At 71.3% G+C, this 14,047-nt stretch carries 13 protein-coding genes; 2 read left to right on the top strand and 11 right to left on the bottom strand.

The window, feature by feature from the left end:
* Positions 1–33: 33 nt before the first annotated feature.
* From nuoF to BL253_RS15670, 11 genes are all read right to left on the bottom strand, one after another.
* Positions 34–1,350, bottom strand: a complete 1,317-nt coding sequence (gene nuoF, locus BL253_RS15720; protein ID WP_076817708.1) for an NADH-quinone oxidoreductase subunit NuoF — start codon at positions 1,348–1,350, stop codon at positions 34–36.
* A 2-nt stretch (positions 1,351–1,352) separates the two neighbouring features.
* Entirely contained in the window at positions 1,353–2,165 is an 813-nt protein-coding gene (gene nuoE, locus BL253_RS15715; protein ID WP_076817626.1) for an NADH-quinone oxidoreductase subunit NuoE, read from the bottom strand.
* Entirely contained in the window at positions 2,165–3,523 is a 1,359-nt protein-coding gene (locus BL253_RS15710; RefSeq protein WP_076817624.1) for an NADH-quinone oxidoreductase subunit D, read from the bottom strand. The genes nuoE and BL253_RS15710 overlap by 1 nt, the downstream gene beginning before the upstream one ends.
* Before the next feature lie 40 nt (positions 3,524–3,563).
* The gene (locus BL253_RS15705; RefSeq protein WP_076817622.1) at positions 3,564–4,244 is read right to left on the bottom strand and encodes an NADH-quinone oxidoreductase subunit C; all 681 of its coding nucleotides are present in this window, start codon (positions 4,242–4,244) and stop codon (positions 3,564–3,566) included.
* On the bottom strand, positions 4,244–5,077 hold the full coding sequence (locus BL253_RS45400; protein WP_076817620.1) for a NuoB/complex I 20 kDa subunit family protein: 834 nt from the start codon (positions 5,075–5,077) through the stop codon (positions 4,244–4,246). Before BL253_RS45400 ends, BL253_RS15705 begins: the two co-directional genes overlap by 1 nt.
* Entirely contained in the window at positions 5,068–5,430 is a 363-nt protein-coding gene (locus tag BL253_RS15695) for an NADH-quinone oxidoreductase subunit A (protein ID WP_076817618.1), read from the bottom strand. The genes BL253_RS45400 and BL253_RS15695 overlap by 10 nt, the downstream gene beginning before the upstream one ends.
* Positions 5,431–5,620: 190 nt before the next feature.
* Positions 5,621–7,036 (bottom strand): geranylgeranyl reductase family protein, encoded by a 1,416-nt coding sequence (locus BL253_RS15690; protein ID WP_076817616.1) that lies wholly within the window; start codon positions 7,034–7,036, stop codon positions 5,621–5,623.
* 479 nt (positions 7,037–7,515) lie between these two features.
* Positions 7,516–8,199, bottom strand: coding sequence for a demethylmenaquinone methyltransferase (locus BL253_RS15685; RefSeq protein ID WP_241834834.1), 684 nt, complete (start codon positions 8,197–8,199; stop codon positions 7,516–7,518).
* A 188-nt stretch (positions 8,200–8,387) separates the two neighbouring features.
* Positions 8,388–9,542, bottom strand: a complete 1,155-nt coding sequence (gene mqnC, locus BL253_RS15680) for a cyclic dehypoxanthinyl futalosine synthase (protein WP_076817614.1) — start codon at positions 9,540–9,542, stop codon at positions 8,388–8,390.
* A 266-nt stretch (positions 9,543–9,808) separates the two neighbouring features.
* Positions 9,809–10,036, bottom strand: a complete 228-nt coding sequence (locus BL253_RS15675; RefSeq protein ID WP_076817612.1) for a hypothetical protein — start codon at positions 10,034–10,036, stop codon at positions 9,809–9,811.
* A 50-nt stretch (positions 10,037–10,086) separates the two neighbouring features.
* Complete coding sequence (locus BL253_RS15670; protein ID WP_241834833.1) at positions 10,087–11,700, bottom strand: serine/threonine-protein kinase; 1,614 nt, start codon at positions 11,698–11,700, stop codon at positions 10,087–10,089.
* Between the two features lie 891 nt (positions 11,701–12,591).
* Here BL253_RS15670 and BL253_RS15665 point away from each other — a divergent pair.
* Positions 12,592–13,587 carry an NAD(P)/FAD-dependent oxidoreductase gene (locus tag BL253_RS15665; RefSeq protein ID WP_076817609.1) on the top strand — a complete coding sequence of 332 codons (996 nt, stop codon included), beginning with the start codon at positions 12,592–12,594 and terminating at the stop codon, positions 13,585–13,587.
* 38 nt (positions 13,588–13,625) lie between these two features.
* Entirely contained in the window at positions 13,626–14,039 is a 414-nt protein-coding gene (locus BL253_RS15660) for a sirohydrochlorin chelatase (RefSeq protein ID WP_076817607.1), read from the top strand.
* Positions 14,040–14,047: the final 8 nt, after the last annotated feature.

The raw sequence follows: 14,047 nt of genomic DNA, 5'->3' as shown, positions 1-14,047 counted from the left end.
CCGACCGCTTCCATGATCAGTGACGATCCCATGTCAGTGCGCTCCCGCCAGCGCGGCAGGCCCGGTGGCGACGCCGTTGCTGGAGCCCTGCGCCGGGTCCGCCGGCCGCGGCTGGGCCGCCGCCGCGAACTCCTCCGGGAAGTGCTTGATRCCGGAGACGATCGGCGAGACCGCACCGTCGGCGAGCGCGCAGAACGCCCGGCCGAAGATGTTGTCGCAGGCATCGGTCAGGGTGTTGATGTCGCTCGGGTCGCCCTGGCCGCGCTCCATCCGGGACAGGATCTGCACCATCCAGGTGGTGCCCTCGCGACACGGCGTGCACTTGCCGCAGGACTCGTGCGCGTAGAACTGGGTGAGCCGGCGGACGACCTTGAGCATGTCCACCGTGTCATCCATGATCATGAGTGCCGCGGTGCCCAGCAGCGAGCCGGCGGCCACCACCCCGTCGAAGTCCAGCGGGACGTCGAGGTGCTCGGCGGTCAGCATCGGCGTCGACGAGCCACCGGGCGTCCAGGCCTTGAGCGCGCGGCCGCCGCGGATGCCGCCGGCCATCTCCAGCAGCTCGCGCAGCGTGGTACCCATCGGCGCCTCGTACTGGCCGGGCCGGGTGACGTGCCCCGAGAGGCTGTAGATCTTGGGGCCGGGCGACTTCTCGGTGCCCATCGAGCGGAACCACTCGACGCCGTTGTTGACGATGAACGGCACCGAGGCGATCGTCTCGACGTTGTTGACCACCGTTGGCGAGTTGTAGAGGCCGTGCGTCGCCGGGAACGGCGGGCGCAGCCGCGGCTGGCCGCGCCGGCCCTCGAGCGAGTCCAGCAGGGCCGTCTCCTCGCCGCAGATGTACGCGCCGGCGCCGGAGTGGATCACCAGGTCGAGGTCGAAGCCGCTGCCCAGGATGTCCTTGCCGAGGTAGCCGGCCCGGTACGCCTCGGCGACCGCGTTGCGCAGCCGCCGGGCGGCGTGCACCAGCTCCCCGCGGACGTAGACGAACGCCCGGTTGGCGCGCACCGCGTACGAGGCGACGATGATGCCCTCGATCAGCGAGTGCGGGTCGATCATCATCAGCGGGGCGTCCTTGCAGGTGCCCGGCTCGCCCTCGTCGGCGTTGATGACCAGGTAGTGCGGCTTGCCGTCGCCCTGCGGGATGAAGCTCCACTTCATCCCGGTCGGGAAGCCGGCGCCGCCGCGGCCGCGCAGCCCGGAGTCCTTGACCATCTTGATGATGTCGTCCGGGCCCAGGTCGAACGCGGCGCGCACGGAGTCGTAGCCGCCGTGGTCCACGAACGTGTCGAGCGTCCAGATGCCCGGCACCTTCCAGCGCGCGGTGAGAACCGGGGTGACGGGCATCGTCACGCCCCCTTCGTCGTCGTCGGGGCGCCGGCGGCCGGGCTGGCACCGGACCGGGCACCGTCCGCGGGCGCCTTGTCCGGCAGCACGTCCTCGACCGGCGCGGCGCCGGCCGGGCCGCCGGCCCTGTCCGTGTGCGCGATCTCGCCCCGCCAGCCGGCCTCCTCGGCGACGGTGAGGCCCACCACCGAGGGCTCGAGCCAGCCGGGGCCGGCGATGCCCTCGGGCCGCGGGTCCTCGAAGCCGGCGAGCTGGCGGGAGACCTCGGCGAACGTGCACAGCGGGCCGCCGCGGGTGGGCGGGGGGCGCTCGCCACGCTGGAGGGCGTCGACGATGCCCTCGGCCGCGCCCTCGTCGACGCCGTCGTAGAACTCGTAGTTGACGGTCATCACCGGGGCGTAGTCGCAGGCCGCCAGGCACTCCGCGTGCTCGAGCGTGATCGAGCCATCCTCGGTCGTCTGGTCATGCCCCACGCCGAGCTTCTTCGAGAGCCGGTCGTAGACCTCCTGGCCGCCCATCAGCGCGCAGGACAGGTTCGTGCAGACCGAGACCAGCCAGTCCCCGACCGGGCGACGCTTGTACATCGTGTAGAAGGTCGCGACCGCGCTGACCTCGGCCGCGGTGATCCCGATCTCGCGCGCGCAGAGGTCGACCCCCTCGGCCGTGACGCAGCCCTCCGCGGCCTGGACCAGGTGCAGCATCGGCAGCAACGCCGAGCGCTCSCGTCCCGCGGGGTAGCGGGCGATGATCTCGCGGGCGGCGGCCCGGGTCTCGTCCGTGAACGGCCCGGTCTTGGCCTGCGGTGACTCAGCCATCAACGATCAACTCCCCCGAGCACCGGGTCGACCGAGGCGACCGCGACGATCACGTCGCCGACCTGCCCGCCCTCGGTCATCGCGGGCACAGCCTGCAGGTTCACGAAGCTTGGGTCGCGCAGATGCACCCGGAACGGCTTGGTCCCACCGTCGCTGACCACGTGCGCGCCGAGCTCGCCGCGCGGGCCCTCGACGGCCGTGTAGACCTGGCCCGGCGRCACCCGGAAGCCCTCGGTGACCAGCTTGAAGTGGTGGATCAGGGCCTCCATCGAGGTGCCCATGATCTTGCGGATGTGGTCGAGCGAGTTGCCCATGCCGTCGGTCCCGATGGACAGCTGCGCCGGCCAGGCGATCTTCTTGTCCGCGACCATGACCGGGCCGGGGCCCAGCCTGCCGAGCCTGTCCAGGCACTGCTCGATGATCTTCAGGGACTCGCCCATCTCCTCCAGCCGCACCAGGTAGCGCGCGAAGGAGTCGGCCTCGGTCGCCGTCGGYACGTCGAACTCGTACGTCTCGTAGCCGCAGTACGGCATGGTCTTGCGCAGGTCCCAGGGCAGGCCCGCGGCCCGCAGGATCGGGCCGGTGATGCCGAGGGCGAGGCAGGACGACGCGTCGAGGTAGTTGACGTCGATCAGCCGGTTCTTCCAGATCGGCTGGCCGGTCAGCAGCCGGTGGTACTCCTTGATCCGCTTCGGCATGTCGACGAGGAACTCGCGGATCGCGCGCTCGGCGCCGTCCGGGAGGTCCTGGGCGAGCCCGCCGGGACGGACGTAGGCGTGGTTCATCCGCAGCCCAGTGATCATCTCGAGCAGGTCGAGGATCTTCTCGCGCTCACGGAAGCCGACGATCATCGCCGTCGTCGCGCCGAGCTCCATGCCGGAGGTGGCGAGGCCCACCAGGTGCGAGGAGATGCGCTGCAGCTCCATCACCAGGACGCGGATGACGGTCGCCCGCTCCGGTACCTGGTCGGTGACGCCGAGCAGCCGCTCCACGGACAGGCAGTAGGCCGTCTCGGTGAACAGCGGGGAGAGGTAGTCCGCCCTGGTCAGGAAGGTGACGGCCTGCGTCCAGGTGCGGAACTCGCTGCTCTTCTCGATGCCGGTGTGCAGGTAGCCGATGACCAGTCTGGTCTGGCGGACCGTCTCACCCTCGATGTCGAGGACCAGCCGCAGGACGCCGTGCGTCGACGGGTGCTGCGGGCCCATGTTGATGACGATCCGCTCGGCGCCCTCCTCACCGGCGCCGAGCACCTGCTCCCAGTCCCCACCGGTGACGGTGTAGACCCGGTTCGCGCCGTCCTCGGTGAAGCCAGCCTCATAGGGGTTCGCCCCGGGCGTGGTGTGCGTGTCGGCCGTCATGACGCACCTTCGTTCAAACACTGGGCGTTCAAAAACTGGGTCACGAGTAGCTCCGACGCTTCTCGGGTGGGGGCACCTGGGCGCCCTTGTACTCCACCGGGATGCCGCCGAGCGGGTAGTCCTTGCGCTGCGGGTGGCCCACCCAGTCGTCCGGCATCATGATCCGGGTCAGCGCGTGGTGGCCCTCGTAGATGATCCCGAAGAGGTCGTAGGCCTCCCGCTCGTGCCAGTCCGCCGTCGGCCAGAGCGAGGTGAGGCTCGGCATCACCGGGTCCTCGGCGGTCACGGACACCTCCACCCGGATCCGGCGCCGGTGGGTCAGCGACACCAGGTGGACCACGGAGTGCAGCCGGCGCCCGGTCGGGTCGTCCAGGTAGTCCGCGCCGGACAGCGAGGACAGCAGCTCGAAGCGCAGCGCCGGGTCGTCCCGCAGGGAGCGCCCGACCGCGAGCAGGTGCTCGCGGCCCACGTACAGCGTCAGCTCGCCGCGGTCGAACACGACCCGCTCGATCGCCTCGTCGAGACCGGGGAACGCCCGCTCCAGCGCGTCGTAGACGGTGTCCGCCTCGTCGTCGCCGAACGGCCGCTCGCTCGAGCCCAGAACCCGCGCCGGGGCGACGAGGCCGCCGAAGCCCGAGGTGTCGCCGCTGCCCTTCGCGCCGAACGCGTCGCGCCGGCGGCCGTCGGCGGCCGCCGACCCGTTCGGTACCAGTTCGCTCATCAGCCCAGGTCCTCGGTGGTCGGTCCGCCGTCCCGCCCGTGTACGTCGTCGGTCGGCTCCGCGTCGAACAGCTCGTCGAGCCTGCCGGTCGTCGACGGCTGCCCGACGACCGGGAGCTGCTTGCGGCGGCCGAACACCGACGGCGGGGTGACCGCGGCCGGCTTGCGCGCGTCGAGCGCCGCGGGCTCGACGGCCCCGCGACCGGCCGGCAGCGGGGCGCCCGCGGGCATCCTGAAGCGCTTGCGGTCGTTGACCGACAGCGTCCGAGTGTCGAGACTGCCCGCCGGCAGCGCCGACTGCGCGGTCGCGACCTCGATGGGCTTCGGGTACGGCGACTCGCCGATCTCGGTGCGGTCCAGCTTGCCGTTCACCGGGCCGGTCTGGATCTTCCGATGCAGCTTCATGATCGCGTCCATGAGCATCTCAGGGCGCGGCGGGCAGCCGGGCAGGTACATGTCGACCGGAACGATGTGGTCGACGCCCTGCACGATCGCGTAGTTGTTGAACATGCCGCCGCTGGAGGCACAGACGCCCATCGACAGCACCCACTTGGGCTCGGCCATCTGGTCGTAGATCTGGCGCAGCACGGGGGCCATCTTCTGACTGACCCGGCCGGCGACGATCATCAGGTCGGCCTGGCGGGGGCTCRCCCGGAAGACCTCCATGCCGAAGCGGGCAAGGTCGTACCGCGCCGCGCCGGTACCCATCATCTCGATGGCGCAGCAGGCGAGGCCGAACGTCACCGGCCACAGCGACGACTTGCGACCCAGTCCCGCGAGCTTCTCGACGCTGGCGAGAAGCACACCGCCGGGCAGCTTCTCTTCTAGTCCCATTCCAGGCCTCCTCGCCGCCAGATGTAGGCGTAGGCGACGAACACCGTAGCCACGAACAGCACCATCTCGACGAGCCCGAAAACGCCGAGCCCACCGAAGGCGACCGCCCACGGGTACATGAAGATGATCTCGATGTCGAACACGATGAAGAGCATCGCGATGAGGTAGAACTTCACCGGGAACCGGCGGGGGCCGGCCTCCTTCGGCGCCGGTTCGATACCGCACTCATAGGCGTCGAGCTTGGCCCGGTTGAACCGCTTCGGCCCGACCAACATGCTGATCACGATCGACCCGCCCGCGAACGCCGTGGCGATCGCGATCAGGACGAGGATCGGCACGTAGTTGGAGAGCATGCCGAGCTCCTCTCCCCAGAGAAAATGTGGCCGGCGGTGCGCCGGGCTCCCTGCCCCGCCTCCGGCCGGTCAGGACCGCTTCCCCCGGAGGCCTGTCTTGGTGATGCCGTCCCGCCGGTCGCGGCGGTGATTCCCCGCCGCCGCCCAACGGGCGAGTTGCCTTCGCTTTCTACACGCACACCCAGGGGACCTACGCGCTCGGTGCCAGCCGGCACAGCGCGTTGATCACCCGGTCGTGCGCATCACCTCCCCGCGGATCGGTGAGGTTCGCCATGATCTTCAACATGAACCTCATCAGCACCGGGTGCGGCAGCCCGTACTTCGTGGCCACCCGCATCACGGTCGGGTTGCCGATGAGGTTCACGAAGACCCGCCCGAGCGTGTAGTAACCGCCGTAGCGGGCCCGCACCGCCTCGGGATACTGGCGTAGCGCCTTCTCCCTGGCGGCGTCGCTCGTCCTGGCCAGCGCCTGCGCGACCACCTCGGCGGCGAGCTCGCCGGACTCCATCGCGTACGCGATGCCCTCGCCGTTGAAGGGATTGACCATCCCGGCCGCGTCGCCGACGAGGAGCACGCCGTCGGCGTAGTGCGGGGTCCGGTTGAAGCCCATCGGCAGCGCGCTGCCGCGGACCGGGCCGGTCGCGTTGTCCTCGGTGTAGCCCCACTCCGGCGGCAGCGCCGACAGCCAGCGGCGCAGCAGGTCGCGGTAGTCGGTGTTACCGAAGGCCGGGGTGGTGTTCAGGATCCCCAGACCGACGTTACTCGTCCCGTCACCCATGCCGAAGATCCAGCCGTAGCCGGGCAGCAGCCGGCTCGCGTTCGGCTTGCCCTCCCAGAGCTCCAGGTGGGACTCGAGGTAGTCGTCATGGGTGCGTGGGCTGCGGTAGTAACGGCGGACCGCGACGCCCAGCGGCCGGTCGTCCCGGCGGCGGATGCCCAGCGAGAGCGCGAGCCGAGCGCTGTTGCCGTCGGCGGCCACGACCACCGGGGCGCGGTAGGTGACGGGCTCGCGGTCCGCGCCGGAGCGGGCCGTGACGCCGACCACCTGGCCGGTCCGCTCCTCGCGGACGACGCCGGCGACCGTCGTGCCCTCGTGCAGCCGGGCGCCGGCCTTCTGCGCGGTACGGGCCAGCAGCTCGTCGAAGTCGGAGCGCGGCCGGACCAGTCCGTAGTCGGGAAAGCTCGCCAGCTCCGGCCATGGCAGCTCGAGGCGCAGGCCGCCGCCGACGATCCGCAGGCCCTTGTTGCGCGCCCAGCCGGAGTCCGCCTCGGCCGCGTCGCTCCCGGTCCCTCCGGCCGGCGCGCCGCTGGCGTCGTCAGCGCCGTCGGCGTCGGTTCCGCCGGATGCCGTGGGTCCGGCCGTCGCCGGGCGGGCGGGGCCGGTGTCGATGCCCATCCGCACGAGGCTCGCGACCGCCCGTGGCGTCAGGCCGTCCCCGCAGACCTTGTCGCGCGGAAAGGACGCCTTCTCCAGCAGGAGCACGTCCAGGCCGGTGTTCGCGAGGTGGTAGGCGGCCGCCGAGCCCGCGGGACCGGCACCGACGACGATCACGTCGGCATCGGCGCGCGTCGCGCCATCCGACCGCGTCGTGGTCTTCGTCGTCACCGATACTCCCCACCGACAACCGACTCTCCAGCAGGTCCCACGCCGATCCGCCTCCCTTGAGGTTCCGCTGTCCCACCACGGATCCTGGGGTGTGGAGYGATGCGTACTCCAGCCGTTCGCCGGTCGTTGACCGCGCGTTCCTCACACGCTCGTGAATTTCTTCACGAGCGTCTCGCCACGGCCGAGTCTAGGCCCTCATACCGCCATTGGCATCAACCAGGATGCGGCGGGCGCTGGGGGTGGGCGTGGAGCACCCACCCCAGCGCCCGCTTGTCGGGCGCGAGTGCCCTCTTTATGTGGTTCCGGGCCGGGGCAGGTGGCGGCAGCCGGCCGGGGGCCGAGCCAGGGAGGTGACAACGTTGACACCGCGTCAGATCAACGTCACGATCCGTCACCCAATAACGCTTCCGCGCAACGGGTAAAACTTCACACCCCACCCCGCGCCCCACCCCACACCGGACGCCCAAATGCCGGCGGCCTCAGGACGGGATGGACCCCTGGTTGTCGCCGTGGTGGAGGGCGACGATGCCGCCGGTGAGGTTGCGCCAGCCCACGCCCGTCCAGCCGGCGGCGCGCAGCGTGTCGGCGAGATCGGACTGCGCGGGCCAGGCGCGGATCGACTCCGCCAGGTAGACGTAGGAGTCCGCGCTGCTGCTGACGCGGCGGGCGACCGCGGGCAGCGCGCGCATCAGGTAGCCCAGGTAGACCCGGCGCAGCGGGCCCCAGGTGGGCTGGCTGAACTCGCACACGACCAGCCGGCCGCCCGGCCGGGTCACCCGGCGCAGCTCGGTCAGGCAGCGGGGCACGTCGGCGACGTTGCGCAGCCCGAACGAGATCGTCACCCGGTCGAACGCGCCGTCCGGGAACGGCAGCCGCAGGCCGTCGCCCGCGACCAGCTCGACGCTGCCCGTCGCGGCCGGCCGCTTCGCCAGCCGTGCCTGGCCGGCGCGCAGCATCCCGACGGAGAAGTCGCAGGCGACCACATCGACGCCGGCCGCCGCGAAGGCGCGCGACGAGGTGGCGGTGCCGGCCGCGAGATCGAGAACCAGCTGGCCCGGTTCAAKACGTAGCGCCTTCGCGGTGGCCCTGCGCCAGCCGCGGTCCATCCCGGCCGAGAGCACCGCGTTGGTCACGTCGTAGCGCCGGGCCACCTGGTCGAACATCGCCGCGACCTCGTCGGGCCGCTTGTCCAGCCCGGCGCGCCCGCCCCTGCCCCTGCCCGAAGCCGAAGTCGACGCCGGCACCTGCTCCGGCAGGTCGGCCTCGCCGGGCGGTTCGTGCGCGTCGGTCGCGGCCGCGGGCGCGGGCCGCGCGGCCACGTCGGGATCGCCTTGCGCCGCCGCCACGGCGGTCAGCTCGCCTGGACGAGCGGGAGGGCGGTGGAGGAGAAGTGCGAGGCGACGCGCTCGTCGAGCGGGTCGTCGGCCGGGTCGCGGTGGACGACCAGGTGGTTGTAGAGGGTGTCGCGCTGGGCGGGGATCCGGTCGGCCGCACGGATCAGGTGGATCAGCTCGGACCGGTTGGTGCGGTGCCGCGCGCCGGCGGAGGAGACCACGTTCTCCTCGAGCATCACCGAGCCCAGGTCGTCGGCGCCCATGTGCAGCGTGAGCTGGCCGACCTCCTTGCCGGTCGTGAGCCACGAGCCCTGCAGGTGGGCGACGTTGTCGAAGAACAGCCGCGCGACGGCGACCAGGCGCAGGTACTCGAACGTCGTCGCCTGGGTGCGACCGCGCAGGTGATTGTTCTCCGGCTGGTAGGTCCACGGGATGAACGAGCGGAATCCACCGGTGYGGTCCTGGACGTCACGGATCATCCRCATGTGTTCGATGCGCTCGGCGTTGGTCTCGCCGGTGCCCATCATGAACGTCGCCGTCGACTCCAGGCCAAGGCCGTGAGCGGTCTCCATGACCGACAGCCAGACGTGGCCGGCCTCCTTGAGCGGGGCGATCGCGGCCCGAGGACGCTCGGTGAGGATCTCGGCGCCCGCGCCGGCGAAGCTGTCCAGGCCCGCCTCGCGCAGCCGGACGATGACCTGCTCGTGCGTCAGCCCGGAGGTGCGGCCGATGTGCACGACCTCGCTCGCGCCGAGCGAGTGCAGCGCCAGCTGTGGATACGCGGCCTTGATGGCGGAGAAGGCGCTCTCGTACCACTCGATGCCGAAGTCCGGATGGTGACCGCCCTGCAGCATGATCTGGGTGGCGCCCAGCTCGACCGCCTCGCCGCACTTGGCGACGATGTCGTCGACGTCGCGGACCCAGCCTTCCGGGTGTTTCGGGGCCCGGTAGAAGGCGCAGAATTTGCAGGCGGTCACACAGACGTTGGTGTAGTTGATGTTGCGGTCGATGATGTAGGTCGCGATGCCGTCCGGGAAGCGGCGCCGACGCACGGCGTCCGCGGCCTGCCCGAGTTCGTGCAGCGGCGCCTGCGTGTAGAGCAGCAGCGCCTCGTCGGGCGTGATCCGGCCGCCGTCGGCGGCCCGGGCCAGCAGGGATCGGATCTCGCTCATCGGCCAGATGCTATTTCATGGTTCGCTCCGTCCGGGCGCGGCGCTACGGCCCCTTCCCTCGCTTCGCTTCGGGAAGGGACCTTCGCGCCGCGTCCTTCTCCGCTCACGGGCGCTCCGGCGACCTCGCTGCGGCCCCACCCACATCGCTTCGCTCGTGGGCAGGGCCTCCGCGAGGCGCGCCTCCGCACCCAGCTCAGTGACGAATGCGTACCGTTACGAACCCAGACCAACGCAGCCGGGGCCGCCGGAGCCACACCCTGGCAAGATCAATAACCGGGGCCGCTGTGGCCAGAGGACGAGCCGCTACCTGAGGACGAGCCGCGGTTGCGGAACTTGTCCTTGAACTGCGTGATCTTCGCCTTGTTCTCCGGCTTCGTAGCCTGAGACTTGACCTTGTTGATCATCTCCTGGGTCTTCGGGTTGTGCAGCATCTCCGAGACCCGCTGCGTGAAGTTCGCCATGACGGGGTTGTACCTGCCAGGCGCCTTCATCATGCGCCCAGAACACTTTCTGTCTGGACTGTCGTCAYCCAGCGCAGGAACTCTCAGGGCGTCCCAGCCGACGGCGAGCCGCTGGTGGCCCTGTCCTCGAACCGGTCCCGCACCTGCCCGGGCAGGTCGCCCACCTGACCCGGCAGGTCCTTGGTCGCGTTGCCGCGCCATTCGTCGAACTGCTGCTCCACCCGATTCACGACACGGTCCCAGACCGCTTGGCGCTGCTTGTCGATCGCGCTCGCGATCCGATCGGCCGCCGAGAGCAGAAGCAGGACGATCAGCACAAAGAGGATCGTCTTCTTGAACGGGATCCGGAGCCGGAAACCGCGACGGCGGCGAGGGGCGCGCTCACGGCGCTGCACCGGCGCGGGAGCGGGCGGCGGCGCTGGCGGCGCCGGACGGGCCGGCGCGGGCGCCGGCGGCTGGTATGGGGGCCGGTAGGGCGCCGGCTCACGGGCGGCCGGCCGCCGGGCCGGCGGGGCGGGCGCGGGGGCCGGGGGCTCCTCGTAGCGGATGTAGCCACCGCCGCGGGCCTTACGGCCAGCGTCTCGCCCGGCCCTGTCCACGGCACCGCCCGCGCCACCCGCGTAGCCGGCGCCCTGCCTGCCGCCGACGCGAGAATCCCCGGGCTGGCCGTAGCGGCCGTCACCGGCGTAGCCAGCGGGCTGGCGAGGGGCGGGCGCCTGCCCGCCCTGGTAGCCGCCGTAACCGGCGGCCGCGCCGGGCCGCTCCCGCGCGCCCGGCCGAGCCGCACCGGCACCGCCCTGGCGCGCGGGGGCCTCCGTAGGGCCGCCGATCCGGGTCGGGTCGAGCCCGGCGGCGCCCTGCTCGACGCCCGGCCACGTGCCGCCGAGCACCCGGGTCGCGGCCGCCCGGACGTTGCCCCGCCCGGTCTCCCCGAGCAGCGTCAGCAGGATCTGGTCCGCCGACGGCCGCAGCCGCGGGTCGCGGCCCAGTGTCGCGGCGACGACGGGGCGCAGGTCGGACGGGAGGCCGGAAAGGTCGGGTTTGCCGACGAGCACCCGTTCGGAGATCTCGTAGAAGGTGCCCTCGCCGTACGGGTGGACGCCCGTCGAGGCGTAGCCGATCAGCAGGCCCCAGGCGAAGATGTCGGTGGCTGGCCCGACCGGGCTGCCCTCCATCTGCTCGGGGGCCATCCAGCCGAGCGACCCGAGCACGATGCCGGAACGGGTACGGTTCGCGACCGCGTCCAGCGCGCGGGCGATCCCGAAGTCGATCACCCGCGGGCCCGAGTAGGACAGCATGACGTTGCTCGGCTTGAGGTCGCGGTGCACGATCCCGGCACCGTGGATCGCGGTCAGCGCGCTGGCCACGCCGATGGCGACACCCTGCAGCGTGGACTTGCCGAGCGGGCCGGACTCCTCGACGACCGTGTCGAGCCGCTTGCCGTCGATGTACTCGGTGACGAGGTACGGCTGCCGGGCGTCCGGGTCGGCGTCGAGCACCTCCGCGGTACAGAAGGGCGCGACCCGCCGGGCGGCCGTCACCTCGTCGCCGAAGCGGGCCCGGAACTCCGGGTCGTTGGCGAGCTCGCCACGGATCACCTTGATCGCGACCCGTCGGCCGCTGGCGTCCCGGGCGAGATAGACGGCGCCCATCCCGCCGGCGCCGAGCCGGCTCAACAGCTCGTACCGGCCGATCATGCGCGGGTCGGAGGAGCGCAGCGGCTCACCGGGAACCGGTGGGCCCGCGGACCGCTCCGTCCAGACCGATCGTTCCGACACTGCCACCCCGCTCGTCGACCTCATTCTATCGTCCACGATCGTCCCGGCATCTGTACCATGATCCGGATCGCATGCCGTTCGACTCTCCGGCGGCTCGAGACTTCGGAGGCCGCGGGACCCACGTTCCGAGTCCATGATCCTGGGACCTCTGGCCTCGTACTGGCCGACGGTAACCCGCCGGCCAGCGGGCCCCGTCAACTTGTCTAAGTTCTGACCTTTCCCGGGCAAACGGCGCGACGATTATCACAGTCCGCCTATCACAGTCCGCCAACCACCGCCAACCACCGCCCACCGCCGACCGCCGACCGCCGACCGCCGACCGCCGGCAGACATCCCATGGACTCGTCGTATGCCAGCCATGGGCTCGTATGCCAGCCGCGCGGCAGCCCGCGACACCGTTCCGGCGACCAGCAAGCGAAGCTCACCTACACCTGGTGACAACGCATCGGCGCAGCGCCAACCCAGCCACGTCGTCAGCTCGGCCCAAGCCCTACCACCGCCATGTGCCAGGGCCCGGAACCACCCGGAGAGGGCGCCCAGCACCCGACACGGGGGGAGCGCGTCCAGCGCTTCCCCCCGACTCTCCGACAAGCCGGATCAGGGCACGTGACCCGGGCGTCGGGCAGTATGAGGGCCCAGGAGTACTCCAGTGGCATCGAACCGTGGCCTGGGGCTCGGCCGGCGGAAGGACTCTGCCAGGCCGGAGCGTTGCCCCCATGGCACGGTCGGGCCACCGGTAGTCCGGGCCCGCCTTGGGCCCGCATTGATCCTCAGGGCCGGGGCCCGGGTGCCAGCGGATGGAGATACGCCATGGGTGACACGTCCGTCGACCATTCGGTCGACATGCTCATCGTCGGAGCCGGCCCGGCCGGGCTGTTTGGCGCCTACTACGCGGGCTTCCGCGGCATGTCGGTCGCGCTGATGGACTCGCTTCCCGAGCCCGGCGGCCAGGTGACCGCGATGTACCCGGAGAAGGTCATCTACGACGTCGCGGGCTTCCCGGCGGTGCGCGGGCGTGAGCTCGTCAACGCGCTCGTCGAGCAGGTGGCCCCGTTCAACCCGACCTACCTGCTCGACCAGCAGGCCGCCGAGATCGAGCACGAACCAGACGCCGTCCTGGTCACCAGCGCGCAGGGCCTGAAGGTCCGCGCCAAGGTCATCGTCATCACCGGCGGCCTCGGCACCTTCACCCCGCGCCCGCTGCCGACCGGCATCGAGCACCTGGGCCGCGGCCTGGTGTACTTCGTGCCCCGCCTCGACGACTACCGCGGCCTCGACGTCGTGGTGGTCGGCGGCGGCGACAGCGCGTTCGACTGGGCACTGGCGCTGGAGCCCCTGGCGAAGTCGGTCACGGTCGTRCACCGCCGGGACAAGTTCCGCGCCCACCAGCACACCGTCGACCGGGTGCACGCCTCCTCCTGCGAGGTGCTGACCTTCACCGAGGTCGCCACCATCAGCGGCGACGAGCGGATCGAGAAGGTCGAGCTGGTCCACAGCAAGACCGGCGAGCGCCAGGTCCGCGAGGCTCAGGCCGTCGTCGCCGCGCTCGGCTTCACCGCCGACCTCGGCCCGCTCACCCGCTGGGGCCTCAACATCGACAAGCGGCACATCGTGGTGGACACGACGATGTACACCGGCGTCGAGCGCATCTTCGCCGCGGGTGACATCACCGAGTACCCCGGCAAGGTCCGCCTGATCGCCACCGGCTTCGGCGAGGTCGCGACCGCCGTCAACAACGCGGCCCCGGTCATCGACCCCACCGCGAAGGTCTTCCCCGGCCACAGCTCCGACGACGGCACCGTTTAGACGGCACGCTCCGTGCGGGCACGGCGCAGACTAGGGGCATGCGTGGGCTGCTGGTCATCGGGCATGGGTCGCGACGGGAAGAGGCCAACGCGACCGTGCGGACCCTCGCGGCGGCGCTGGCGGGCGAGCCGACGGTGACCGCCGAGACGTCCCCGGCGTGGGCCGYGGTGGAACCAGCCTTTCTCGACGTACTCCGGCCGGATATCGCGGACGGGTATGCCGCGCTGGTAGCGGCCGGATGCACCGAGATCGTCGCGCATCCATTCTTCCTGTTCGCGGGAAAGCACACCGCGCGGGACATTCCGGACGCACTGGCGGCGGCACAGGCGAGGCATCCACACACCACCTGGACGGTGACCGAGCCGCTCGGCCTGCATCCCGGGGTCGTCGCGACGGTCCGGGCCCGCATCGCCGACCGTCTCCCCGAGACCGCCCCCAACAGCCATTCATGATCGTCGCG

It is taken from the genome of Pseudofrankia asymbiotica (assembly GCF_001983105.1).
GTDB classification, from domain to species: domain Bacteria; phylum Actinomycetota; class Actinomycetes; order Frankiales; family Frankiaceae; genus Pseudofrankia; species Pseudofrankia asymbiotica.
The sequence above is the reverse complement of the archived record's forward strand: the minus strand, read 5'-3'. Positions and strand labels throughout refer to the sequence as shown.